The organism is Stenomitos rutilans, from assembly GCF_059505485.1.
In genome coordinates, this window is record NZ_JCACKR010000022.1 from 25,733 (window position 1) to 51,014 (window position 25,282).

Annotated in this window: 21 protein-coding genes and 1 tRNA gene; 12 read left to right on the top strand and 10 right to left on the bottom strand. The window is 52.4% G+C overall.

Annotation, left to right across the window (positions count from 1 at the left end):
- Window positions 1-40: 40 nt before the first annotated feature.
- The 4 genes from AC5JLP_RS02125 to AC5JLP_RS02140 all read left to right on the top strand — a co-directional run bounded on the left by AC5JLP_RS02125 (window position 41) and on the right by AC5JLP_RS02140 (window position 7,625).
- Window positions 41-229, top strand: a complete 189-nt coding sequence (locus tag AC5JLP_RS02125; protein ID WP_496066246.1) for a hypothetical protein — start codon at window positions 41-43, stop codon at window positions 227-229.
- Window positions 222-5,102, top strand: a complete 4,881-nt coding sequence (locus AC5JLP_RS02130; RefSeq protein WP_496066247.1) for an ATP-binding protein — start codon at window positions 222-224, stop codon at window positions 5,100-5,102. The genes AC5JLP_RS02125 and AC5JLP_RS02130 overlap by 8 nt, the downstream gene beginning before the upstream one ends.
- Before the next feature lie 105 nt (window positions 5,103-5,207).
- Complete coding sequence (locus tag AC5JLP_RS02135) at window positions 5,208-7,451, top strand: ComEC/Rec2 family competence protein (RefSeq protein WP_496066248.1); 2,244 nt, start codon at window positions 5,208-5,210, stop codon at window positions 7,449-7,451.
- 89 nt (window positions 7,452-7,540) lie between these two features.
- Window positions 7,541-7,625 (top strand) — tRNA-Ser (locus AC5JLP_RS02140).
- 4 nt (window positions 7,626-7,629) lie between these two features.
- Here AC5JLP_RS02140 and AC5JLP_RS02145 read toward each other — a convergent pair.
- Window positions 7,630-9,051: a glycoside hydrolase 100 family protein gene (locus tag AC5JLP_RS02145; protein ID WP_496066249.1), complete on the bottom strand. Its 1,422-nt coding sequence runs from the start codon at window positions 9,049-9,051 to the stop codon at window positions 7,630-7,632.
- Window positions 9,052-9,090: 39 nt separating this feature from the next.
- Between AC5JLP_RS02145 and AC5JLP_RS02150 the strand changes: the two genes are divergently transcribed.
- Both AC5JLP_RS02150 and AC5JLP_RS02155 read left to right on the top strand, forming a co-directional pair.
- On the top strand, window positions 9,091-9,354 hold the full coding sequence (locus AC5JLP_RS02150; RefSeq protein ID WP_496066250.1) for a hypothetical protein: 264 nt from the start codon (window positions 9,091-9,093) through the stop codon (window positions 9,352-9,354).
- Between the two features lie 379 nt (window positions 9,355-9,733).
- Window positions 9,734-10,243: a hypothetical protein gene (locus AC5JLP_RS02155; RefSeq protein WP_496066251.1), complete on the top strand. Its 510-nt coding sequence runs from the start codon at window positions 9,734-9,736 to the stop codon at window positions 10,241-10,243.
- 30 nt (window positions 10,244-10,273) lie between these two features.
- Here the strand turns inward: AC5JLP_RS02155 and AC5JLP_RS02160 are convergent, their stop codons facing one another.
- Together AC5JLP_RS02160 and AC5JLP_RS02165 are read right to left on the bottom strand one after the other, a co-directional pair.
- The gene (locus AC5JLP_RS02160) at window positions 10,274-10,831 is read right to left on the bottom strand and encodes a glutathione S-transferase family protein (RefSeq protein ID WP_496066252.1); all 558 of its coding nucleotides are present in this window, start codon (window positions 10,829-10,831) and stop codon (window positions 10,274-10,276) included.
- Window positions 10,832-10,903: 72 nt separating this feature from the next.
- On the bottom strand, window positions 10,904-11,368 hold the full coding sequence (locus AC5JLP_RS02165; RefSeq protein WP_496066253.1) for a hypothetical protein: 465 nt from the start codon (window positions 11,366-11,368) through the stop codon (window positions 10,904-10,906).
- A 446-nt stretch (window positions 11,369-11,814) separates the two neighbouring features.
- On the opposite strand from AC5JLP_RS02165, the gene AC5JLP_RS02170 reads away from it, so the two are divergent.
- Window positions 11,815-12,660, top strand: coding sequence for a tetratricopeptide repeat protein (locus AC5JLP_RS02170; protein ID WP_496066254.1), 846 nt, complete (start codon window positions 11,815-11,817; stop codon window positions 12,658-12,660).
- 80 nt (window positions 12,661-12,740) lie between these two features.
- Here AC5JLP_RS02170 and AC5JLP_RS02175 read toward each other — a convergent pair whose 3' ends face one another.
- Window positions 12,741-13,136, bottom strand: coding sequence for a slr1601 family putative cell division protein (locus AC5JLP_RS02175; protein ID WP_496066255.1), 396 nt, complete (start codon window positions 13,134-13,136; stop codon window positions 12,741-12,743).
- 370 nt (window positions 13,137-13,506) lie between these two features.
- Entirely contained in the window at window positions 13,507-13,599 is a 93-nt protein-coding gene (gene psaM, locus AC5JLP_RS02180) for a photosystem I reaction center subunit XII (protein WP_496066256.1), read from the bottom strand.
- A 521-nt stretch (window positions 13,600-14,120) separates the two neighbouring features.
- On the opposite strand from psaM, the gene AC5JLP_RS02185 reads away from it, so the two are divergent.
- A complete protein-coding gene (locus AC5JLP_RS02185; protein ID WP_496066257.1) occupies window positions 14,121-14,873 on the top strand; it encodes a TerC family protein in 753 nt (250 codons plus the stop codon).
- A 122-nt stretch (window positions 14,874-14,995) separates the two neighbouring features.
- Here the strand turns inward: AC5JLP_RS02185 and ndk are convergent, their stop codons facing one another.
- Both ndk and AC5JLP_RS02195 read right to left on the bottom strand, forming a co-directional pair.
- Window positions 14,996-15,445, bottom strand: coding sequence for a nucleoside-diphosphate kinase (ndk, locus tag AC5JLP_RS02190; RefSeq protein ID WP_496066258.1), 450 nt, complete (start codon window positions 15,443-15,445; stop codon window positions 14,996-14,998).
- A gap of 242 nt (window positions 15,446-15,687) precedes the next feature.
- On the bottom strand, window positions 15,688-16,188 hold the full coding sequence (locus tag AC5JLP_RS02195; RefSeq protein WP_496066259.1) for a pentapeptide repeat-containing protein: 501 nt from the start codon (window positions 16,186-16,188) through the stop codon (window positions 15,688-15,690).
- A gap of 211 nt (window positions 16,189-16,399) precedes the next feature.
- On the opposite strand from AC5JLP_RS02195, the gene AC5JLP_RS02200 reads away from it, so the two are divergent.
- From AC5JLP_RS02200 to AC5JLP_RS02210, 3 genes are read left to right on the top strand one after another with little or no spacing between them, the layout of a single operon-like run.
- On the top strand, window positions 16,400-17,368 hold the full coding sequence (locus tag AC5JLP_RS02200; RefSeq protein ID WP_496066260.1) for a sodium-dependent bicarbonate transport family permease: 969 nt from the start codon (window positions 16,400-16,402) through the stop codon (window positions 17,366-17,368).
- A 4-nt stretch (window positions 17,369-17,372) separates the two neighbouring features.
- Window positions 17,373-17,684 carry a P-II family nitrogen regulator gene (locus AC5JLP_RS02205; RefSeq protein WP_496066261.1) on the top strand — a complete coding sequence of 104 codons (312 nt, stop codon included), beginning with the start codon at window positions 17,373-17,375 and terminating at the stop codon, window positions 17,682-17,684.
- The gene (locus tag AC5JLP_RS02210; RefSeq protein ID WP_496066262.1) at window positions 17,681-18,391 is read left to right on the top strand and encodes a carbonic anhydrase; all 711 of its coding nucleotides are present in this window, start codon (window positions 17,681-17,683) and stop codon (window positions 18,389-18,391) included. Before AC5JLP_RS02205 ends, AC5JLP_RS02210 begins: the two co-directional genes overlap by 4 nt.
- Before the next feature lie 186 nt (window positions 18,392-18,577).
- Here the strand turns inward: AC5JLP_RS02210 and AC5JLP_RS02215 are convergent, their stop codons facing one another.
- Together AC5JLP_RS02215 and metH are read right to left on the bottom strand one after the other, a co-directional pair.
- Window positions 18,578-19,069, bottom strand: a complete 492-nt coding sequence (locus AC5JLP_RS02215; protein ID WP_496066263.1) for a hypothetical protein — start codon at window positions 19,067-19,069, stop codon at window positions 18,578-18,580.
- A 164-nt stretch (window positions 19,070-19,233) separates the two neighbouring features.
- Window positions 19,234-22,971 (bottom strand): methionine synthase, encoded by a 3,738-nt coding sequence (gene metH, locus AC5JLP_RS02220; RefSeq protein WP_496066264.1) that lies wholly within the window; start codon window positions 22,969-22,971, stop codon window positions 19,234-19,236.
- A gap of 31 nt (window positions 22,972-23,002) precedes the next feature.
- On the opposite strand from metH, the gene AC5JLP_RS02225 reads away from it, so the two are divergent.
- A complete protein-coding gene (locus AC5JLP_RS02225) occupies window positions 23,003-23,260 on the top strand; it encodes a hypothetical protein (protein ID WP_496066265.1) in 258 nt (85 codons plus the stop codon).
- A 10-nt stretch (window positions 23,261-23,270) separates the two neighbouring features.
- On the opposite strand, the gene AC5JLP_RS02230 is transcribed toward AC5JLP_RS02225, so the two are convergent.
- A complete protein-coding gene (locus AC5JLP_RS02230; protein WP_496066266.1) occupies window positions 23,271-24,944 on the bottom strand; it encodes a hypothetical protein in 1,674 nt (557 codons plus the stop codon).
- Between the last annotated feature and the right edge of the window lie 338 nt (window positions 24,945-25,282).

Here is a 25,282-nt window from a genome sequence, read left to right on the forward strand (position 1 = left end):
TAAGATGTGTGCCATAACGAGTGTTATGCATACTCTCTCTATGGGTTTTTTCAAAACCGCCGTCGTCGATCGATTTATAATGCTGAAGCAGCCTGAAGTCGGTTGCTTAACTCATGATCTGCGACTCATTGATCAACTGAGCCAGCCTTCCTCAGACATGCTGCGAGTGGGTAGCCAACGGCTCTTAACGCAGTCTTTTGCACAGGAAGGTAGTGGGCAGGATGGATGAAGTGAGCCAGGCCGTTTCGGAAAATTTGTTTGCGGGCGGCGGTGAGATGGGTGCCTTGATGCGATCGCACGATTGGTCGCAAACACGCTTAGGTGCGATTGAGACTTGGCCCCAAAGTTTACGCTCGGCGCTGAGTATTTGCCTGAACTCCCGTTTTCCCATCGCGATCTACTGGGGGCAAGACTGCATCCTGCTCTACAACGACGCGTGGCGACCTATTCTTGGCGACAAGCATTCCTGGGCACTCGGTCATCCTGCCCGCGAGGTCTGGTCTGAAATTTGGAACGACATTGGGCCAGAACTGGCCGGTGTCTTGGCGACTGGCGAAGGCACTTTTCATAAAGACGAGTTGCTGTCGATGCATCGCTTTGGCTATACCGAGGAGTGCTTCTTCGAGTACACCTTTAATCCCATTCAGGGGCGGAGTGGCACGATTGACGGCGTCTTCAACATTGTGAGTGAGACGACCTACCGGGTGTTGAACGATCGCCGCGCACGGCTGTTGCGGGAGTTAGCGTCTAAAACTGGCATTGCAAAGACGACTGAAGCGTCTTGTGAGCTGATATTGGAGGCTTTCCAGTCCGATCCGTTTGACCTTCCTTTGGTGCTGCTCTACCTCGTTGATCCAGACGGAAAACGTGCTCGACTCTGTAAGGGTAGTGAATCGGTTCTAAACAGCGCTGCCAGTCCTGCGGTGATCGATCTGGAGACAGATGAGGATGCCAACGGCTGGTCGATCGCGCTGGCTGCGCGTACTGCCCAGCCTCAAGTAATCACAAATCTGGTGGCACGCTTTGGAATACTTCCGGGAAGCCCTTGGACAGAGCCGCCACAAGAGGCAATGGTGTTGCCAATCGCTGTCTCTGGCTACGGTAGTAAAGTCAGCGGGTTGCTGGTTGCCGTCGCTAGCCCACGTCTCAAACTTGACGATGCCTACCGCGATTTTTTCACCCAGATTGCTGGACAGGTCGCTATGGCAATTGCTAACGCCCAGACGTATGAAACGGAACGTCAACGCGCTGAAGCTTTAGCCGCACTCGATCGCGCTAAAACAACTTTCTTCAGTAATGTCAGCCACGAATTCCGCACCCCCTTGACGTTAATGCTGAGTCCCCTGGAAAATCTGGCAACCACCTTAGCTGGACGCTTGCAACCCGATGAGTGGGAACAGCTACAGCTCGTGCAGCGAAACGGCCTGCGGTTGCAGAAATTGGTGAATACGCTGCTCGATTTTTCTCGCATTGAAGCAGGGCGCGTGCAGGCATCTTATGAACCCACCGATTTGGCAACCTATACGGCTGAACTGGCTAGCAGCTTTCGCTCCCTGATTGAGCAGGCTGGCATGACCTTAGTGATTGACTGCCCCGCGTTACCAACTGTGTATGTCGATCGAGAAATGTGGGAGAAGATTATTCTCAACTTGCTGTCCAATGCGTTTAAGTTTACGTTTGCTGGCAGTATCATCGTTCGCCTGCAAGCGGTTGGGGATACGGTGACATTGACGGTTGCCGATACCGGGGTTGGCATTCCTGAAGCCGAGCTCGCACGCTTGTTTGAACGGTTTCACCGGGTGAGCGGTACTCGTGCGCGTACCCATGAAGGCTCTGGCATCGGTCTGGCTTTGGTGCAAGAACTCGTCAAACTGCACGGTGGCACAATCCAGGCTGCCAGTCAAATTGACTGTGGCACAACCTTGACAATTGCCATTCCCTTGGGCACGGCTCATCTCCCCCCAGACGATATTCAAGCGGCTCGCACGTTGGAATCAACGGCGCTTAGAGCCGTAATCTTTGTAGAGGAAGCCTTACATTGGCTACCAGATGGTTCTGACGTGAGGCAGAGGCAGGCAACGGTTGCAGGCTTCGATGCTGTACTTCCGCCTGCGATAGCAAGTGTAAGCGGGGGACGGATTCTTTTAGCTGACGATAATGCTGATATGCGCGCTTATGTGAAACGGTTGTTGAGTTCGCGCTTTGAAGTTGAAGCCGTCGCCAATGGCGTTGCAGCCTTGACCGCGATCCAAACCCATCCGCCCGATCTGGTGTTAACCGATGTGATGATGCCAGAGATGGATGGCTTTGAATTATTGCAATCGCTGCGCTCTAATCCGGCAACACAAAACATACCCATCATCTTGCTATCAGCGCGTGCAGGCGAAGAAGCCCGGATTGAAGGACTCACGGCTGGAGCCGATGATTACTTGACTAAGCCTTTCTCGGCACGAGAGTTGTTGGCACGAGTGGAAGCCACGCTCAAGCTGGCACACCTGCGGCGCGAGTCAGAAGCGACCCTGCGCGAGTCAGAAGCAAAATACCGTACCCTGTTTGAGTCGATCGACGAAGGCTTCTGCATCGTTGAAGTACTGTTCAATGGTGAAGAAAAGCCAGTTGATTATCGTTTCGTGCAGGTAAATCCGGCGTTCTTCCGGCTCACCGATTTACCCCAAGATGCATTAGGCAAGACGGCGCGTGAGCTAGTGCCTGGCCTGGAAGCATTCTGGTTTGAAGTCTATGGTCAGGTGGCACTGACGGGACAAGCCACACACTTTGAAAACAAGTCCGAACCAATGAACCGTTGGTTTGAGGTGCGTGCCTCACGGATCAGCGATGTCGCTAGCCGCCATGTTGCCATTGTGTTCAATGACATCACTGCGCGCAAACGAGCAGAAGAAAGTTCGCGCCGCGCTGCTGCACTCGATGCTTTCCGCGTCTCCCTCACCGACGCAATCCGCCCGCTGGCCGACCCGATCGAGGTGCAAGCGACCGCAAGCCGAGTGTTGGGCGAATATCTGGGTGCAAACCGCGTAGCCTATTTCGAGGTTCGTAGCGATCATTATGTCGTTGAGCGCGATTACGTGAATGGAGCTAAGACGATCTCTGGCAGTTACCCCGTTGCTGCGTTCGGTTTCGATCTGCTGGCAGCGTACCGCAACGGGTGTGCTGTCTCTGTATCTGATGTGGCAGCCGATCCAAATCTGTCCCCAGAGCAGAAAGCAGCCTACGCTGCGCTCCAGATTGGTGCCTACACTGGCATCCCGCTGTTGAAGGACGGCGAGTTTGTAGCGGGGCTTGCTATCCACACATCTAAACCGCGTGTGTGGACACCGGAAGAGGTGTCCTTGGCGGAAGAGGTCGCCGAGCGCACGTGGGCAACGGTCGATCGCGCCCGTGCCGAAGCCGTGATCGCAGCAGACTTACGAGATACGCAGCGGCTCCGTGAACTGGGTGCGCGGCTCGTGACTGAAAGCGACATTCAAACGCTCTATCAAGCGATCATGTCTACTGCGATCGCGATCACACGGGCAGATGCTGGAATGGTGCAAATCTTCGACGAGGCGACGCAGGATTTAGTACTACTAGCCACTCAGGGCTTTGAGACAACGATGACCGAGCATTTCTACCGCGTGAATGCAAGCTCTCTCACCCCCTGCGGCCTCGCTCTCAAACATGGCGATCGCACCTTCGTTGACTTTGATGTGCCAGAGAGTGAAGACCCTGATGGGTCACTGCGCCTGCATTTAAAGTCTGGCTACTTCTCCGCGCAATCTACTCCGTTGATCACGCGGTCGGGCAACCCGATCGGGATGGTTTCAACCCATTGGCGTAAGCACCACCGACCCAGCGATCGCGAGTTGCGGTTTCTCGATCTACTCGCCCGTCAGGCGGCAGACCTGATTGAGCAGCGGCAGACCGTCGCTGAACGGGAACAACTGCTGACCCGTGAACAAGCCGCACGCGCTGAAGCCGATCGCGCGAATCGCGTCAAAGATGAGTTTTTAGCTGTGTTGTCGCATGAACTGCGATCGCCTCTCAATCCAATTTTGGGTTGGTCTCAGTTGCTTCAGAGCGGCAAGCTCGATGAAATAAAGACTGCTCAAGCCTTAGCTACGATCGAGCGCAATGCCAGACTGCAATCACAACTGATTGAAGATCTCCTGGATGTGTCACGCATTCTGCAAGGTAAACTCAGCCTCACGGCGGCTCCGGTCAATCTTGCCTCTGTCATTCGAGCCGCAATGGAAACGGTAGGACTAGCAGCAGAAGCGAAGTCAATTCAGGTCGAAGCCAGCCTTGCACCGGATGTCGGACTGGTCTCAGGCGATGCCACTCGGTTGCAGCAGGTGCTTTGGAATCTCCTTTCTAATGCGGTGAAATTCACACCAACAGGAGGACAAGTGAGCATCCGACTGGAACGGCTAGACTCATCCGCCCAGATTACGGTGAACGATACCGGGCAAGGCATTGCACCCAACTTTTTGCCTTACGTCTTTGAATACTTCCGTCAAGCGGACGCAGCAACAACGAGAAAGTTTGGCGGACTGGGCTTGGGGTTGGCGATCGTGCGCCAAATCGTGGAACTGCATGGAGGGACGGTGCGAGTCAAAAGCCCTGGAGAAGGTCAAGGTACAACGTTTGTCGTCCAAATACCGCTGCTGCCCATGCCATCAAACGTGACCCAGGATGAGCGATCGCCTGAGTTGTCTCTCGACCTCAATGGCATCAAAATTCTGCTCGTTGATGATGACACCGATGCGCGGGAACTCATAGCGTTTCTCCTAGAACAGCAAGGGGCACAGGTGACAGCCGTCGCTTCGGCCCGCAAAGCGCTACTGCTGTTGCCGCAAGTCAAGCCGCATATCCTCCTGAGTGACATCGGTATGCCAGACATGGACGGCTATATGTTGTTGCAACAAGTGAGAGCATTAGCACCCGAACAAGGTGGGCAAATTCCCGCGATCGCCCTGACTGCTTATGCTGGAGCGATCAATCAGCAGCAGGCGATCGCGGTAGGTTTTCAGCAACACCTTACTAAACCGATCGAGCCAGTCACCTTAATGACTGTGATCGCCGCTCTCATTAGTGACGCAACGTAACTAGCTACTTAGCTGGCTGCTAACCGTTAAATCAACTCAAAACTCAAAACTCGTCCCTTCGGTTGGGCACTCTTAGTGTAGTTTGTGCTGCGATCGGGGTGCTTCATGACCGCTACAGGTACCATCATCCTCTGCTTGGGATACGTTCTGGGGCTTTTTCTGACCAAATTTGCTTGGGGCGGTTATGCCGTTTTGGTGCTAGGCGTTGGGCTTTCTCTCAGCGTCAAGCGCGTTTGGCGAGCGGCCCCAAAGCGCTGGGTATGGCTACTGGCTGGCATATTGGGATTGTTTGCCACTTTCTACTTCCAGCTTAGAATGCCGCAACCAGCCGCTACGGAAGTCAGCCACTTGATTCCGCCTGCCGAGGTACCAAAGCAGGAGTGGTTGGTTACGGGTGAGATGGACAGCGTGCCGCAGCTAACCCGCAGCCAAAAGGCGCAGTTTTGGTTGACGGTGAGGCACGTTGAGTCTGCCAGTGGCGAGGTGCAATATGTGGATGAGAAGGCACCCACGGGCACGCTTTACGTCACGGTGCCCTTGCTTCAAGCGACGGGGCTTTATCCTGGGCAACTCGTCAAGGTGATGGGTGGTCTATATCTGCCGCAGCCAGCTACGAATCCCGGTGGCTTTGACTTTCAAGCATACCTCCGGCAAGAAGGCTGCTTTGCTGGCATGAAGGGCCAGACAGTGGAAGTCGTGGACGCTCGATCGCGCTGGGGTTGGTGGCAGATCAGGCAAGCAGTGGTGCGATCGCAAATCCGTTGGCTGGGTAGCCCAGCAGGAGCGTTGGTCAGTTCAATGGTTTTAGGCAGCCGTGGGGTTGACTTGCCGTTTGATCTGAAAGACCAGTTTGCCCGTGCGGGGTTGGCTCATGCACTCGCAGCCTCTGGATTTCAGTCATCGCTCATTCTGGGCGTTGTGCTATCTCTCACACGCCGCTTCTCTGCCAAAGTACAGTTTTTAGCGGGAATCGTATCGCTCTTCGTCTTTGTAGGACTGACAGGCGTTCAACCTGCCGTTTTGCGGGCTGCACTCATGGGGTTTGGTGGTCTTGTGGCTTTAGTCATGGTGCGTAAAGTCAAGCCGTTAGGAGGGTTGCTGGTCACTGGGGTACTCTTGCTGCTGTTTAACCCGCTGTGGATCTGGAATCTGGGCTTTCAGTTGAGCTTTCTAGCCACAATGGGTCTGATGGTCACGGTGCCACCCCTAACGAAACAACTGGACTGGATGCCCAGCGCGATCGCGCCCCTCTTTGCCGTGCCGATCGCCGCTTACCTGTGGACGCTGCCGCTACAGCTTCAAGCGTTTGGTGTGCTGTCTCCCTACAGCGTGGTAGTCAACCTGATCACCACCCCGCTCATCTCAATTCTCAGCATTGGTGGTATGGCAAGTGCCCTCGCCGCTTTGGTCTGGTCGCCTGCCGGAAGCGCGATCGCGTGGCTCCTAAAATACCCTACCCAAGCCCTCATGCTGGTGGTCGATGGCTTTAGCCGCTTACCCGGCAATGCCTATGCGGTGGGTACGATTTCAGTATTCATCATGATCGCTCTGTACAGCCTGCTTGGCCTTACCTGGCTACAACCTTGGTGGCGCAAGCGGTGGTGGGTGGCTTTACTAATGGCGATCGGGCTGGTTGTCATTCCTGCATGGCAGGCTAAGGCAGCGCTGTTTCGCGTCACCCTACTGGCAGCAGGACAGCCGATCATGGTCATTCAAGAGGCAGGACGCACAACACTCATCAACACTGGGGACGTGTCTACCGCTGGTTTTGCAGTGCTACCGTTTCTCCAAAAAACGGGTGTGAATGAGATCACGTGGGCGATCGCAGCCGACCAATCACTCCGAAAGCCCAGCGGCTGGGGCAAAATTGCCGAGCGTTTAGCCATCAAGCGTTTATACGCTGTGAACGAGGACGCGATGCAGGGAGTCTCGATGACTGTAAAACCAACGCTTTTAGAAAGCGGGCAAACGGCTTCCATTGGCTCCAGCCAATTCAAGCTCCACAGCACAGAGCCGCTCATTGCAGAACTCCGTCTGCCGACGCAAACCTGGATTTGGCTGGGAAACCTCCCATCAGAGCAGCAAGGTACACTTCTGAAGACCCACGGCCTGCCAGAAGCACACGTCCTCTGGTGGTCTGGCAAGCGGCTAGAAGCAACGATCTTGGAGGCGCTGCACCCAAACGTGGCGATCGCCACCAGCCAAATTCACCCTCAAACCGAAGCCCAACTTCGCCAGCGAGGCACTCAGGTTTATGCGATCGAGCGAGATGGTGCGCTTCAGTGGAATCCTGACAGTGGTTTCAAGACAAGTTTGGAATCGCAGGAAAACGCCCCATCTGCCCTGTAGAATAGTTTTGAGTGCAAAGTTTTGAGCTTTGAGTTGGCAGGCTGTTCAACTTAAAACTCATCACTCACAACTCACAACTCGTAAGTCCTGGAGAGGTGGCAGAGTGGTCGAATGCGCCTGACTCGAAATCAGGTTCGGTGCAAGCCGACGGGGGTTCGAATCCCCCCCTCTCCGTTTTCTACCGTAGTTCGCGTACTTTACCCATCAGTGCCAGCATTTCCAGGTCTTCGTCGAAGCTAATCAGCTTGAGATGCTCTGGGTTTTCGAGGAACTCTCTGGCAAGGAGATAACCGGAAATCGTCCAGGTTTGGTACTTGCGTGAGGCTTTACCAACGAGCCTGCCGTTTCGCCCGTCATAGTATTCGGGCCACTCATCCTCGGTCAATCGCCGCTCTGCCATTTCGACTGCACGCCAGCCAAGCTCTGGTCTGCCTGTCTTTTGCGCCACTGCTGCCAGACTCCAGAGCAAAACAGGCCAGTTGCCGCCATTGTGGTACGACCAGGGAACGTTCTTGGGGTCGCAGCCCGTGAGAATCTTCCACTCCAGGTCTTCCACGGCTGGAAAGCAAATCTTCATGGGCATATAGCCGACGAGATCTTGCCAGCGCTGTTCAATTAAATCTACGATCGACTGCGCTTCGTGCTCGCTTGCTAGAGAGGACGTGATCGCAAGCAGATTTCCCAGCGAGAAAAAGCGGAAATCCATCTGCGCTGGCCCTAAGTTGCCTGCCAGGTAGCCGCCTTTTTCGGGCATCCATTCGGTCAACCAATACGGAATGGAATCGGGATAGATGTTGAATTTATTGACGGCTGTTTCACCAAATTCCTCACCTCGATAGCGGTAAATCGCGTTGAGGCGACTCAAATCTAGCCAGTAGTATTCTCGAATGTGATAGTTCAGGATGCTTAACCGCTGGTTGACCACTTGAATATACACATCGCCACGCCGACCTGGTGCGAGTAGTTCCTGGGCCGCTCGGAGTGCGGCGTAGAACAGCGCTTGAATTTCGAGGGGATGCCCGTATACGCCCATACGACGATCGATCATAAACGCGCCATCGGGCACGAGCATGGTGGGATACATGTCAAAGCGATCGGCAAGACACAGCTTCAAAATTAAAATAATGCCGTGCTGAAATTCTGGTTCGTGTGCCAGGGTGATATCACCTGTGGACTTGACATACGCCCGCAGCAGCAACAGCCACCAGAGGCACGAATCAACCGGAGTGACTCTGCCGATCGCGTGTTCCCCAAAGTCTGCCGTCAAGTACTGATGCCCATCCCACGATTCCACCTTGAAGCTAGCAGGCATCAACCCTTGACCCGCATTAAAGCAGTCCATCTGCTTATCGCTACTTTGGAGCGCCAGGGTTTCAATTAAAAAATTACGAACAATTTCAGGTTTGCCTTTAATTAAAAACAACAGTGCTGCCGACACAAAGTCTCGCACAAAGCACTGGTCGTAATTCAGTGATTCGACATAGGGATCTCGTGCTGCCACCGTACCGACAGGACGCCCCCGGTAGTAAACGATCGCATCTTCCAGCAATTCCCAGGCTTCTTTGACGAGATTGCTTTGTCCTTGCATTGCTTGCTTCATGCTCCTCGTTAGATCCAATGATTTGGTTTGCATCGCGCCATGACAATCAGTAAACTCAACCAACCTGGGCATATCCCGATGGCTGAGCTTTCAAAAGCTAAAATTGCTCCAGCGTTCAAGTCCGCCGAGCAAGCTGGTTTAAAGTCTGCTGCACCCCGATCAGAACAAAGACAGGACGGGAACAATCTGCCAACGTTTATAAAGCCAGGTGTAGATGCGGCGATCGATGGCTACCAAACCGATGGCTACCAAACCGATCGTCACCAAAGAGGCACGTCTATAGCGCTTCCAGAACAACCCTGAAGTGAGTGCACCTGTTACGAACTTATACACTTAGCTTAGTGCCCACCAGGAGGGATTTTCAGTAAATTCTTGGTAAGGAAAAGCGCTGTACTGATCGAAAACGATGAAGTTTATAGCGTTTTTATACAGCTCTAGGTAGATGCCGAAACATTACGATGAAGTTGCGAGTATCAAAGGATGCAGAATCAGAAGTTGCTTCTAGTGTTGCAGCCATCTACGGGTTGAAAGAAAACAGTGTGTTAGCAGAAGCAATGTGGAGTAGGATAAGCGCGGGAGACCTGGAGTAATGCTGGTTTTGCTCGATCGTCGGCTCCAGTTTTTGTTTATGCAGACGTAATGCTGTAAGATTTTATAGTACAAATGTTTTATTGTTGCCCCTATGGTTCAATACACGCTCGCTCAAAGCCCAGAAGTGATTTTGACCGTTTCTGGTAAAGATTCGGTCAAAGCCCGCGAAAAAGCGATGGATCAACTAATCGAGCTGATGGACGCGGGTGAACTTCCCACTGAGTTATCTGACGGTTTTGCTCCCCAACAGTTTATTGAAGTGAAAGAACCTGCCTTTAACCCCAACCCCGAAGAAGATGCCGTCACTCAGGCCGTGCAAATACTGAGCCACCTAGCCACGCTCAAGCTGAAGCTGCAAGACTCCCGGTCAGAAGCCCTTCAGGTACACGCTCAGCTTGATATGCTCTTTAGCGATGATCCCGTGAGCGAGGAGGAAATTACCGCGCTCAAAGATGGGTTCAAAGTGCTCAAAACCTATGCACAGGCAAACCTCCGCTTTAAAGAGGCAAGAAAGCAGGCAGAAGAGGCCCGTGCTGTACTCGATCGTGCTCTCGGCACTGAAGATACGGAACCCAAAGCAAGTAAAAAAAGTGAAAACTAGGTACTGAAGCAGATTAAGTCGATGCTTGGGCTAAACGCCTCTGCTACCCATCGTCTTCTGAAAGGCCGATCTGCTGCCTAACCGTTTAATGTAGTCCACTACAGCCGGATAGGCCGTAAAGTCCATTTTGTACCGTATTTGAAAAAAGCCAAGGGTTGAGCCGATCGCCACATCAGCCGTGCTGAACTGATCACCCAGCAGGTAAGGCTTCAGCGTCAAAATCTGGTCGATCGGTTTAAGTAGACGAGACATTTCACGATCGCGCGTAGCTTCGTTCAACAGCTCTGGCCCCAAGGTCGCATTAGCATACAACACCCACTGAGCGATCTCAGCCCGTAGCTTGACCGTGTCAGCATGACCATACCGCTCAGCCAAATAAAGCAGGATGGCACCTGACTCCCAAAGTTTGAAGTCGTCATCTATGATCGCGGGCACTTTGCCAATCGGATTAATGGCGGTGTAATCAGATTCCAAATGTTCGCCCGCCTGCATATCCAGCAACACAAACTCGTAGGGCACCTGCAATTCTTCTAGACACCACTGCACGATCGAGGCTCGACTAAACTTACCACCATAAAGCTTGAGCATAAGATCCTTTGCTATCAACTCAACTGTCTTGTAGCCCGTCTAATACCTCCACACCTAGCAAACCAACAACGACTAAAGCACCTTATGTGTATATTCGTGCTGCTTCACATTGTCTTCAGTGCGGACAAGGCGTTGCGAATTGAGGACGCGCTTGCGCTCAACCGAATAGGCAAAATCGCTCCGGCTGGAGCCGAGGGGAATATGCCCCTGTGCCACCGGACGCACTTTGTAGGTACGGGCAGCCGCGATCGCCCGATCCACAAATTCATCGCAGAATTGTGCGCTCGTTGGAAACTCTGTTGGTAGTTGAGGCGTGTCACCCGTAAACACAGCGCCCAGTGTGGTGGCGATCGCGGTTTGATAAGACGTTGGAATGCCTTTCACGATCGCTTCTAACGCCGCTGAGGGAATCGGTTCCACAACCGCAACCTCATGCACTTCGCCTTCGTCTTTAGCAAAACACGTTGCCAAACCCAAAACGATGTAGTCTTCGGCTGCCAAATCAGGTGCATTCAAGTGAAACGCTGCGGTGGTCATAGGAAAGTCCAAGGTTCAGATCTAGCGCCAGAGAAAGCAGGCACTGTGTTGCATTCTACCAACTTCATGGAACGCTTCTCACATCTCCTCCCGCTGAGTGACCCATTCTCTTTAGGTAGGTAACCACGCGGAGGATCTGGCACCCTACTTCAGAAATGGAGGCAACCCACGCTGTAGTTCCTCCAGGCTTCAACAGACGAGTTGTCCGGATATACACTAGCCAACTGTTGTTAAGTAACGTAAGGCACTGGTTTCAAAGGAATCAATGGACATTTTTTCCCCTAAACCGGACGCTTCTTAAACCAAACAACAATCGCTCACTTCAGAGTTTTTTCACGTCATACAGTACAAGGTCTCACTTTAGACACATAAGCAAGTGACACACAGATAGAGCAACTCTAAAAGGAACATCTCTAATCTGATCGCATACCAAAGGTAAAAAGGTTATGAATCCTCGCACATTCAAAGGCCAGCAGGATAAGGGTTCGCAGAGCAGTGCTGCGTCCTTCCCTTGCTCGCCCACTCCCTCTCACGCTGTTGCCTCTCAGCCTGGACACAGACACCAACCCAGCGGTAAACAGACTGCGCCTGATCGATCGAGTACCCGCACTGCATCCCTTAGCCTTGCTGAGCAAGATGCCCTGTTACGCCAAAAAGCGCTGTACGAAATTAAGCAAGGCAACTACGCAGCGGCGATCGACCTTTTCAGCTTATTGATCGAGCGTAATCCGCAAAACGTTACCGCTTACAACAATCGCGGCTTGCTGTATTTTCAAAACGGTCAATTTAGCTATGCGCTGGCTGACTACAATAGTGCGCTGCAACTGAACCCAACGCTAGCGAAAATTTATAACAACCGCGCAAACTGCTATGCCTCTATGGGACGACCGATGGAAGCGCTCTTTGATTACGAGACGGCGCTGGATCTCAACCCTGCCAATACCCATGCACGGATTAATCAGGGGATTACGTTTCGTGAGTTAGACATGTACGAACATGCGATCGAAACGTTTGATCTCGCCCTTCAATTTGATCAGATGTTGAGTGGTGCTAGAGCTGCGGAACCAACCACTTCGGTCGCAGGACACATCTACGCTCAGCGTGGTCGCACATCTCATTTGGCAGGCGACTGGAACTATGCTGTGGCAGACTACCGTCGTGCGCTTCTGGCACTATCTGCAAGCAATACCACACAGTTACGTGTTTCTAAACGCCTACACGTTCAAGTAAAGCGCTGGTTGAGTGATCTTCTCAACCCTGAACTCAGTACAGACTTTAAACTTGACGCCTAAAGGCGCTATTGTGTCGGCAGTCGGACGTACAAGGCTTCCCAGATCGATCGATAAGAACTTCAACGTTCCTCGCTTAAGGGCTAATGATCCGTTGCAGGTCTTGCAGGTTGACTCCAAACGATGCGTCGTTGTTGCGTGCCGATGCGATTGCTCTGAGCCTGCATATTTGCATCTGTCTGAGCTGGATCAAAGTATTGATTGAAGCGCTCCTGGACGCGCTGGACGCGCTCGCCCGTTGACCGCACGGTTACTTGAAGCTCCTGAAGCTTCGTTGCTTGGGATGCTCGATAGGGTAAAAGTTGCGTTAGTGCACTGATGGCAACCATCGATAAGGTAACGTTCACCGATAGCTTCACCGTTGATTCAATCACAACAGCACGGTAGGGACGTCGCTGTTGCTTGATTTTGGAGCGGGAAACCGTCCGGACGCGTTTAGGCGGCTGTGGTGGAAGGTAGGACGGTTTCAGTGCGTGCATGGCGTTCAGTCCGGTCTAGGCAGGCAAAATAGAAGGCAATCCCTGGCATCACGCTACAGGTTAACCGTAGTCGTAAAGATAGCTGTGCTTAAAGCGACTTAAGAACCAACGATCTTAAAAAGCTTGATCCATTAAAAGCAACAATACGCGAATTGGCAACGCTACTAAGGCTAATTCTCTAACTTAAAAACAATCTTTAAGCCAAAAACTAAAAATAGGTAGCCTATCTAGACGATTGTGCCCTGGATGACACGTCATCCCACTAATCCCAAGGAAGCACCGAAAGATTATAGAGCCAATCCACAAAACAGACTACCTATTTTGCTACGACACTATTTTGTCACGGCACAGGGTGCGCAACAAAAGCGATCTATTTGTAAAGCTCGGTGGCTAGCCGGAAGGCGAGAACGCCAGGAACCAGTGCGACCACCAAAGCGATAAAGATCTGAGTCTCCGATAGCATTGTCAAAAACTCCTTCTTTTGGGGTTTATAGTTCCCCAATGTCCTCTAAAGTGTGCGTTCCGGGAACATCTTGTTACAAGATGCAACAGAACCCAGACGCGAGTAACTCCTGCTCTGGTCGTTGAGGGAGTGCTCATTTTGGGCAGGCTAGGAGTGGGGAAATGGAGGAGCAAGCCTCTAACCAGCAGGTTGGGGCTTCTTTGCTCTTCCACGATGCCGCTAACACATCACATTCGTTAGCGAATGGTTACGTATAAGCGTTAGGCTGAATAATAGATTAAGTAGGCTTTGAAAAGCGGGGATCAATCTGTGTTGCTTGCTGATGGTGCGCATCTGTGTGGAGGTACGCTATGGCTAAACAAGAGGTCTCTGGATGGCAGTAATGCTGAGCTTAGGTCATACGTTGGCCCAACCTTGAATCGGCGTTACTCCATCCCGTGTTCAACATCCACTTGAAGGAGTAGAGACTGCTGCAAGCTATTGCCTTCAGTTCGTTATATTTGAATTTTAAGAATCACTGAATGTTAGACCAATTGCTTGACTCGCCTAATTTTGGCCCCGAAACGCTACTGGTGCTGCCTGTTCTAATTGCATTGGAGGCTGTGCTATCGGCGGATAATGCGATCGCCCTTGCTGCTTTAGCACAAGGTTTGCAAGACAGTGCCTTACAGCGACGGGCGCTTAACATTGGGTTGGTACTTGCCTATATTTTGCGGATTACCCTCATTTTGACGGCAACCTGGGTGATCCAGTTTTGGCAATTTGAACTGGCAGGAGCGCTGTATTTATTGTGGTTAGTCTTGCAATACTTCACGTCGAAGCCCGATGAAAGCGATGAAAGCCACCATCACGGCCCTCGATTTTCGTCGCTTTGGCAAGCGATCCCCATGATTGGCATTACCGATTTAGCTTTTTCGCTTGATAGCGTCACAACGGCGATCGCGGTTTCGCAGGATACGTGGCTGATTCTCACGGGTGCCACGATCGGGATTATTACCCTACGCTTTATGGCAGGGCTATTCATCCGCTGGCTCAAGGAATTTGAGTACCTGGAAGATGCGGGCTATCTTACGGTGGCGTTGGTGGGATTGCGATTACTGGTGCGGGTGTTCAACGACGCGCTGGTGCCACCAGAGTGGGTCATGATTAGCGCGATCGCCCTGATCTTCTTATGGGGCTTCTCTAAGCGCAATGATACAGAGATCGCTGAGCCTTCTCTACCCAGTGTCGTGACTGAAACTAAAGAACCTGAAAAAGAGAAAGCTGAACGCTAGAAAAGCACGCTGAAAACAACCGCTGAGGCGCAGAGAACGCAAAGAGTAGGCCCTGTTGCCTCGGCGGCGGTAGATCAAGAGGTTGCGCTACTTCAAAACTCAGAACTCATCGCTGTTCGCAACTACTCGTGAATCCACGACATCAAAGTAGGTTGCCAATTGACGAGTTCTTCATCCTTGAACCAAAGACTAATCTCTTGCTGCGCTGTTTCGGGTGCATCAGAGCCGTGAATCAGATTGCGACCCACATTTACCCCAAAGTCGCCACGGATGGTTCCAGGTTCTGAATTAAGCGGATTGGTGGCACCAATGATTTTACGGGCAGAGGCAATTACACCCTCACCTTCCCACACCATCGCGACCACAGGGCCAGAGGTAATGAAGTCTACTAGTCCTGCAAAGAAGGGGCGCTCACGATGCACGCCATAGTGGGTTTCTGCCAGTTCACGGCTGACGTTCATTAGCTTTAAGCCAACAAGAGTGAACCCTTTTGTTTCAAAACGACGGATGATTTCGCCGACCAATTTCCGCTGTACGCCGTCGGGCTTAATTGCCAAAAATGTCCGTTCCAAGGCTAACTCCTAGAGTTTAATCAACTGTTACAGCCTTAGATTAGCTCATGATGGCAGAGGGCAGAAGAGAAGGAGTGGGAAGTCGGGAGTCGGGAGTCGGCTGATGGCTAACCACTGACCGCTGAGCGTTCTTCCACTCAAAACTCAAAACTTCTACGCTGACCGATGATCGCTGACGGCTGACCGCTCTCTAACTTAAAACTAAAACTTCTATGCTGACTGCTGAAGGCAGGATTGAGATATTACGATGGGCAGCCCAAAGATTCGCGGGTGTCTACTCCAGTGGTGGGGTTGATGCCGCTGGCCGTTTTGCAAAGCTGCAGTACCTGGGTGCGATCGAGTACGGCGAAGCTGAAGTCTGCACCTGTGACATTGGCGTTCCGAAACACCGATTTAAGCATCATGGCAGACGTGAAAATCGCATCGCTCAAGTTTGCCTCTGTCAAGTTCGTCAGGTATGTGATCCCGTTGTTGAGGTTAGCCCCGTGCAGATTCGCTCTTGTCAAGTCAGAGCCGTTAAATACCGCACCTTGCAGGTCAGCACCGCTAAAATTAGCGCCCTGGAGTTTGACCCCTGCAAATTCTGCTTTGACCAGGCTTTGACCAGAGTAATTATGGGTGGTTGCTTCAGCATCATCGTAAGCGCGAATGGCGGCTGAACTGGCCGCTAGAACGGGCATTGGAGCGATCGCAAGCAGAAACAAAAGAGCCAGGAGAGTAAAAAATCGCTGAAGTGGACGCATGGTAAGTGAAAGGGGTGAAACCGCTTGCCACCGTCAAACTTAGCATCTTTTAGGCGGCTCTCATGACGCGTTTGTTTGCCGTTTGCAACACTTCTTCATTTCATTGACAGGGGGTCACAGGACACGATAATCATGATTCAAGCTCACATCATTTTTTTACAATGCAACGTTTTCTGAACGTCCGGCTACAGCAGTGTCAGGAGGAACGGTTATGGATGCTAGCTTAATCGTCTCCAATATTCTGAACCCGCCGATTCTCTTCTTCTTTTTAGGGATAACGGCGATTCTGGTCAAATCCGATCTGGAAATTCCGGCACCCGTACCGAAGCTTTTCTCGCTGTATCTGCTTTTTGCGATCGGCTTTAAGGGAGGGGTTGAGTTGATCAAAAGTGGCGTGACGCAAGAAGTCGTGCTAACGCTCCTCGCTGCCATGCTAATGGCATGTTTTGTCCCGCTGTATACCTTTTTTATCCTGAAACTCAGGCTGGATACCTATGATGCGGCGGCGATCGCGGCGACCTATGGTTCCATTAGTGCGGTTACCTTCATTACAGCCAGTGCCTTTCTGACGGAATTAGGCATTGGCTATGACGGGTACATGGTGGCAGCGCTCGCCTTGATGGAGTCTCCTGCAATCATTGTGGGCTTGATCCTGGTGAGCCTTTTTACAAAGGACGAAAACCGCGAATTTTCCTGGGGTGAGGTACTGCAAGAGGCCTTTCTCAACAGTTCCGTCTTTTTGCTCGTGGGTAGCCTCTTCATTGGGGTGCTAACAGGAGAGCGCGGCTGGAAAGTGCTAGAGCCCTTCACGCAGGGCTTGTTCTACGGCGTTTTGACCTTCTTTTTGCTCGACATGGGATTGGTTGCCGCCAGAAGAATTAAAGACTTACAAAAAACCGGCATTTTCCTCATCGCATTTGCCATACTGATTCCTATATTCAACGCAGGCATTGGGTTGCTCATCGCCCGACTCATCAACATGCCTCAAGGGAATGCCCTCTTGTTTTCTGTTTTGTGTGCTAGTGCTTCCTACATTGCGGTTCCAGCAGCGATGCGGATGACGGTACCTGAGGCAAATCCTAGCCTGTACGTTTCGACCGCTCTCGCAGTGACGTTCCCATTCAACATTATTGTGGGAATTCCGCTGTACCTGTATGGAATCAACCTGTTATGGAGGTAAGCGCATGCATCTTGTCAAAAAAATTGAAATCATTGCTAACTCCTTTGAGCTTGGCAAAATTTTAGAGAGTTTAGATAAGTCGGGTGTCTACGGTCATGCTGTCATGCGGAATGTGGCTGGTAAAGGGTTGCTCGAAAGCGGCGAAGGTATAGATATAACGATGCTTGACAATGTCTATATTCTTGCGTTTTGTATGCCTGAGCACGTCAAAACAGTGGCTGAAAATGTTCGTCCTCTACTCAATAAATTTGGTGGTACCTGTTACATTTCAGACGTAATGGAAATTCGCTCAATTAAATGTGTGGCATCGCTATGAATCACAGAGACGGTTTTGTCGGTCGTCGTGACCTGCTCAAGCTAGGGTCGATCGGCGCTTTGGGTTTAGCCAGCAATCTGCTCTGGCACGTGAAGTCAGTTCATGCTGCTGAGGTATCAGCGATCGCGCCTCCGCTCAGCCCTGATGCGGCTTTGAAAAAACTCGTGGCAGGCAATCAGCGGTTTGTGCAGCATAAGCCTCAGTATCCCGATCAATCTGCGAAACGGTTACAGGAAGTAGCTCAAGCCCAGCATCCCTTTGCCACTATTTTGAGTTGTGCAGATTCACGCGTTCCAGCTGAGATCGTGTTTGATCAGGGCATTGGCGACATTTTTGATGTGCGGATTGCGGGGAATATTGCGACCCCAGAGGCGATCGGTAGCATTGAGTATGCTGTAGCGCTGGTGGGTACACCGCTGCTGCTGGTGCTGGGACACGAACGCTGTGGCGCGGTGACGGCCGCTGTCAAAAACGAACCACTTCCCGGTGAAATCAGCACGTTTGTCACGCCAATTTTGCCTGCTGTCAAGCGGGTGAAGGGCCAACCCGGTGATGCGGTGGATAATGCGGTGGTGTCAAATGTGCGCTATCAAATCGAACAGCTACAGCGATCGTCCCTGCTCACAGAGCGGGTACAGTCCGGCAAGTTGAAAATTGTGGGTGGACGCTACGATCTAGATACGGGAGCGGTGACAATGCTGGCTTAGACAACACTGACAGCGGTTTTCAATCTGGTACGCCACAAGCTATTCAAGACGGGCACGGGGTGTAGGGGATCGGGCGAATGAAAACGGCTGTAAAACATCTGTGCCACCCAGAAGTTCAGCTGTGTAATGAGTGGCGCAGGGCTTCAACCGAGGAGACTCAACTGAGCGGGCTACGATCGCCAGACTCTACAGATATTCCACCAATATCGGTTCTTCTGGCATAAAGCGTGGCTGTAAATTTGTCTTCTTGTTCCTTCCACGTAGCGACCCGATCTGGATGGGCGTTTTGAGCCGCCCTAGCTCCTGCACCTCCCAGAAGATGGCCCAGTTTGGGCGATCGGTGGCGGTCGATTTGGGACGGAAGATAGCTTTACCAGGGTAGCGCCCACGGCGAGACCCCACAGAACCAACGTAGAGTGCATGCCAGGTCACTTGGGGATTTAACGGTTGCTCTCCTTTGGCATTGGCGGCGTAGATGAAAACTTCGATCGCTTTTCCAGCGCGCAGTTTCTCAACTTCTGCAAATACTTCAAACGCCATGCTGCCAAAGGCAACTTTAGGTGAGTGGTCTGGTGGCAAATCGTCGGCATCCAGTTGAGCAGCAATGGCTTCTAGCCCAGACGTTAAGTCTATTTCGGGCACGGAAGCAAGGAGAGCGAAGGCACGAGTCTTTTGCATGAGGTCACGAATACAGCAATTCAGTCTCTCCAACCTACTGGAAACTGGCAAGGTCGTCCATCCGACGAGTTGCTATAGCTTTGTCGCTTTTGGCAGCGGTGGTAACTCTCAACGATTGCCATGATAGACAAATGTTCGCCGATGAACTCCAACTTGCCTCTCCATCACGCACTAAAGTAGGCAGCAGCAGGATGATAGGCCACGATCGCGGTGGTTGATTGTTCTGGATGCAACTGCTCGCTTTCATCCATGTGCAGGTTGATGCGTTTAGCATCTAGCAAATCCAGCAGCGTGTACTGGTCTTGCATGTTGGGGCAGGCGGGGTAGCCAAAGCTATAGCGTGAACCCCGGTAGCGCTGCGCCAGTACGTCTCGAATGTTGCCTGGCTCTTCGTCGCCAAAGCCCAACTCACGACGAATACGGGCATGTACCCACTCTGCCAGCGCTTCTGCCATCTGTACTGCGATGCCGTGGAAGTAGAGGTAGTCGGTGTAGTTGTTGCCATCAAAGAGCTTTTTGGCGTACTCCGTTGCTACTTCGCCCATTGTGACTGCCTGCATGGGGAAGACATCGAAAGCGTTTTGAGTTTCGAGTTTTGAGTTTTGAGTTACTAGGTCTTTCGGCAGATAGTAGTCGGCGATGCAGTAGCGGCGAAGGGATTTTTGGCGGGGGAAGGTGAAGGTGGCGAGGGGGGCGTGGGGTGTGGGGTGTGGGGCGTGGGGTGTGTAGAGGTGAACGCTATTGCCGTCTGCCTGGGCGGGGAAGTAGCCGTAGATGGCTTGAGGGTGCAGGAGATTTTCGGTGACGATGCGATGTTTCCACTGCTCCAGAATAGGATAGACCGTTTCTTGTAAGAACTGGTCGTACTCTTCGCGGGACTGGTCGCGCGGTTTGCGGAACTGCCACTGTCCGGCAATCAGTGCTTGTAGGTCGAGATACCAGAAAAGCTCGTCCCAGGGAATATCCGCAAGTTGGAGGATTTTGGTACCCCAGAAGGGTGGTGTCGGACGGGGAGTACCGGCAGCGATCGCGTCGGAACGGTGGGTGTCTTCGACGGTGGAAGTGTGGGGTGGGGTGGAAGGAGAGTTTTGGTCGCGTAGCGACTCCGAAGGAGTAATGTCGAGTTCTGAGTTTTGAATTGCCTCCCCTGCTTCCTCTGCTCCCTCTGCTCCTTCTGCCCTCTGCCCTCTGCCGTCTGCCTCTTCTCCTAAAAATCCCTTCACGTTATCCCACTCTCCCGCTGCTTTGGCGGGCATCAGCTTATCCATGAAGTGCAGGTCGGAGAAGGCATCTTTGCCGTAAACAACCCGACCGTGGTAAGCGTTCTGGCAATCTTCGTGGACAAATTTGGGCGTGAGGGCTGCACCACCGAGGATGACGGGGACTGTGATGCCACGATCGTTGAAGACGTGCAGATTTTCTTTCATAAACGCCGTCGATTTCACCAGCAAACCGCTCATGGCAATGCAGTCAGGCTTGTGCTGCTCGTAGGCTTCGATGATGGCATCGACGGGCTGCTTGATGCCCAGATTAATGACGCGGTAGCCATTGTTGGACAGGATGATATCGACTAGATTCTTCCCAATGTCGTGTACGTCACCTTTGACAGTGGCAATGACGAAGGTGCCTTTCGCCTGCCCGGAGTCTTCTTTTTCCATGAAGGGTTCCAGGAAGGCAACGGCGGCTTTCATGGTTTCGGCAGATTGCAGCACGAAGGGTAACTGCATCTGACCAGAGCCGAACAGTTCACCCACCACTTTCATGCCATCCAGTAAGAAGGTGTTGATGATGTGGAGCGGTGGGTAAGTTTCCATTGCTTGCTTGAGCAAATCCTCCATTCCAATGCGTTCACCGTCGATGATGTGTTGCTTGAGCTGTTCTTCGAGCGGTAAATCTGCAGTGGCGGTGCGAGAGGCTCGCGCGTCTTTTGCCGATACTCCTTCAAACAGGGTAGTCAGTTCGGTAAGCGGATCGTAAATGCACACATCGCCATCAAAGCGTCGCCGATCGTAAATCAGGTCAAGGCAAACAATTTGATGGGCGGGATCAATTTTGGCTAAAGGGAGGATTTTGCTGGCGCTGACGATCGCCGCATCCATCCCTGCCTCAGTCGCTTCGTGCAGAAACATGGAGTTCAGCACAATCCGCGCAGCGGGACTCAAGCCGAAGGAAATGTTGGACACACCCAGCAGCATGTGGCAACCGGGAAGCTGGGCGCGCATTTGGCGCATCGCTTCGATTGTGGCGCGTCCATTGGCTCGGTCTTCTTCAATCCCCGTGGAAATGGGTAGTGCCAGCGGATCGAAGAAGATTTCGTGGGCGGGAATGCCAAATTCCAGAGCTTGACGATAGGCGCGTTGGGCGATCGCAAACTTTTTCTCAGCGGTACGTGCCATCCCATCTTCGTTGATCGTGCCGACGACAACCCCTGCACCGTACTGTTTCGCTAACTCCAGCACTTTGAGAAAGCGTACTTCGCCATCTTCATAGTTGGTGGAGTTCAGCAAGCACTTACCACCCGCCACCTTCAACCCCGCTTCCATCTTTTCCCATTCGGTGGAGTCGAGCATCAGCGGTAGCGTGACGTTCGTGACGAGGCGTGACACGAGTTCGTGCATATCCCGCACGCCATCACGACCAACGTAATCCACGTTCACATCCAGAATGTGTGCGCCTTCTCGCACCTGCTCCTTTGCAAGCGACACTAACCCATCCCAATCTTCTGCATTCAACAAGTCACGACACTTCTTGGAACCGCTAGCATTCAGTCGTTCCCCGATGATGAGGAAGGAGTTGTCCTGGTCGTAGGGCTGGGCGCTGTAGATGGAGGCAGCAGAGGGGGTATAGCTGAGGAGAGGACGGGGGGATGGGGGGATGGGGAGATGGAGAGATGGGGAGATGGTTGTCTCCGTGTCTCCGTGTCCCCGTGTCCCCGTGTCTCCCCTCACAGATCGTTCCTTCGGCGTTAATGTGGGTGCAAGTTCCGCTAGCTGCTGAATGTGATCGGGACGGGTGCCGCAGCAGCCACCGATGACCTGCACACCGAGATCTTCGACGAAGTGCATGAGCGACATGCGGAGTTCCATTGGGGTCAGCTTGTAGTGGGCGTGACCGCCAATGTTTTCGGGAATGCCTGCGTTGGGGATGCAGGAGATGACGAAGGGCGAATTGGCAGAGAGGTAGCGGATGTGGTCTGCCATGCGATCGGGGCCAGTCGCGCAGTTCAGCCCCAGAATATCAATGGGAAAGGGTTCCAGGATGCTCAGCATTGCCGTGACATCGGAGCCAACGAGCATGGTGCCCTGTAGTTCCATCGTCACAGAGACCATCAGCGGTCTGCGATCGCCCTTCTTTGCAAAAACTTCCTCAATCCCACTTAGCGCGGCCTTAATCTGCAACACATCCTGTGCGGTTTCGACCAGAAACAGATCCACACCACCGTCATACAAGCCTTCTGCCTGTTCCGCAAACGTGGCTTTCATGGTGTCGTAGTCAATGTGTCCCAGTGTGGGAAGTTTGGTTGTAGGGCCGAGCGAGCCAGCCACAAAGCGGGGTTTCTCTGGATTGAAAAATTCAGCAGCGACCTGTTTGGCTAACTCGGCAGCGGCTTTATTGAGGGCATACGCCTGATCCGCGAGATCGTATTCTGCCAGGACGATCGACGTGGCACCAAAGGTATCCGTTTCAATGACATCGGCACCCGCTGCCAGAAACTCGCGATGCACTTTCGCCACGGCTTCGGGCTTGGTAAACACCAGATATTCGTTGCAGCCTTCGTACTCTGCGCCACCAAAGTCCTCTGCGGTGAGGTTTTGCGTTTGCAGTGAGGTGCCCATCGCGCCATCAAACACAATGACGGGGCGATCCGGGTGGTGCAGGCGATCGAGGAAGGGGCTGTTCATCTGGAATTTAACTCAACACTGGATATCGGTTGTGCTACCAACCAATTGTGACATCACGATCGGCTGTAAGGCACTGACCAGCACAATTTCTCAGCAGGCACTGCGATCGGTGCAACTTATTCTATTGTGCAAACTTTTTGCCACAACAGGTTGGTGGGCAGCAGTCAGCTATCAGCGGTCAGCTATTAGCGGTTCTTCTAACAACCAACTACTTTTCTTGAATGCCCAACGGGCTATACAACCAACAACTGCTTTAGCGGTCAGTCTGGAATTTAAAGCTGAACGCTGAACGCTGAACGCTAATCCCGATTTTGCACTTCGTACTTAGCAGTGGGGTTGTCCTGGATGTACCGCAGCAATGCCTGGTATTTAGGAGCAGTTTTCAAATCTTGTCCTAAGTATTCCAGCGCGCCCCACATGCCGTATTTACTGGGTGTGCCAATATCGCTGAAATGATTAAACGAACTACCGCCTGCTGCTTTCCAGTTGTTGAGATATTCGGTGTACAGGTTGCCCATGCGAGGGTTGCGGTTGACCTCTGAATACAGCTTGGTGATTTGAGGCTCATTGCTGCCAAACTGAAAGCTTGTGAGTTGCTGTCCGCCTTCATAAGCTCTGAGCGTTAGCCCATACTTACGGGCTAGATTCGCTGATGCTACGATATGGTCTTTAATGGGACCGCGAATGTCGGCTTGCAGAATGTCGAGTACCTGATCTTGCGACATTTGTGCAATTTGAGCCGCCTTATCAGCATTCAACAATGTGTCTCGTCCGTCGAAGTAGGGGGCGATCGCGTAGGAATCGGCCTGTTTAGACGCATCTTTCCAGGCCAGGATTTGATCACCAGACCAGGTGTTGACTGCTTGTGCTGCAAGGACTCGATCGAGCCGACTCGTTCCACCAAACACCGTCTCAAAGATCTTGAAAATCTCGACCGATCGCTGCGAGTAATACTTGGCCCCGGCCAGATATTGATCCTTGTCTAAGCCTAGCTTCACGCCCTGGTCTTTGGCATAGGTTGCCTGTTCAAAGCCAAAATTCCAGACTTCGTTCGAGTATTCAATGTGAACGGTCAGCGACGGGTCGAGTTTGTCGCGTACCAGGGTGGCAAACTGACGTACAAAGTCATCATTGGCGCGAATGGGAATGGTAAACCAGGGATCGGCGTGCAGGGTATTGGCAAGCTGAATCATGTACTCCAGCGAGACTCCATGCATTGCTGCTTGGGTTTCAAAGGATGGGGTCGTGCGATCGCTCCAGTTGGCAAGCTGAGACCCGTTGGTTCCGGCCCAATCCATAAAGCGGATGATTTTGAACGGAGCCAGCGCCTTGAGGAATTGCGGGTTAAACGGCTGAGTCTGATAGGTTTTCTCGTGTCCCGGCATGATGAACCGGATGTTGCGGAGTGGGTTGGCTGGATTGGTCGATCGCAGGTTGAGCTGCACGCCATCCGCTTCCAGTGTGACCTGAACTACCATACGACCGGGCGATTGGCTGACGATCGTGAGTCCCTTGCCGCTGTTTGCCGTGACATCTAATTTCCCTTCGCCATCGTAAAGCAGCGTGTAGTTTCCGGCGGGATAGTGCCGACCGTTATCTAATAGTCCCGTTGTGGCGTACTGTCCTGATCGCAATGATGCTACCCAACCGTTGGGGGTCAGAGCTAAGGGGCCACCTTGCGCCCAACCCGCACCCTCCGCATTAGAAAACCAGGTGTGTGAGGTCTTAAAAACATCGACGAAAGGGAGTTCTGTACTGTAGCTAGCGATTCCGGAGAGGTTGATGCCCAGAGTCAAAGAGGCGTTGGGGTGCCTGGGATCAGGGGCAGTGCCAGCCCCCGCATGACTTACGGAACTGGTAGCCTCTGGAGGCAAAGATTTGCCTGGATTCGTTAGCAAAGCGTTGCATTGCGACAGCGTTGCTAACAGGAGAAGGCTACTGATGCCATTCTTAGAAAGACTTTCTAATTTCACGTCACTCTTGTGTTTCCGTTGACTGCAAGCGGGCCTGTGCGGCGCACCACGAAATTCAAGTTTTTGCCTCCCTGATGGCATTATCATAGCGAGCTTCCCAGTTGCTTCCGGTGGGGATGGCGCTCGATCGCCGAGAATAACTGGCTTTGAAGGCTCTAACGCAGAACCGAAGCAATTTTGATTTGTGAAGATGATTCTGATTTAGCTTTCAGCTTTAAGTTCCCATGCTGACCGCTGACCGCTGCTCCCTAACCCCGACTTTCACAAACAATCTTTTTCGCGATCGCGCTAACCACTGTGATGGTCGCGGCAATTCCTTCCTATAATTGAGTTTGCCA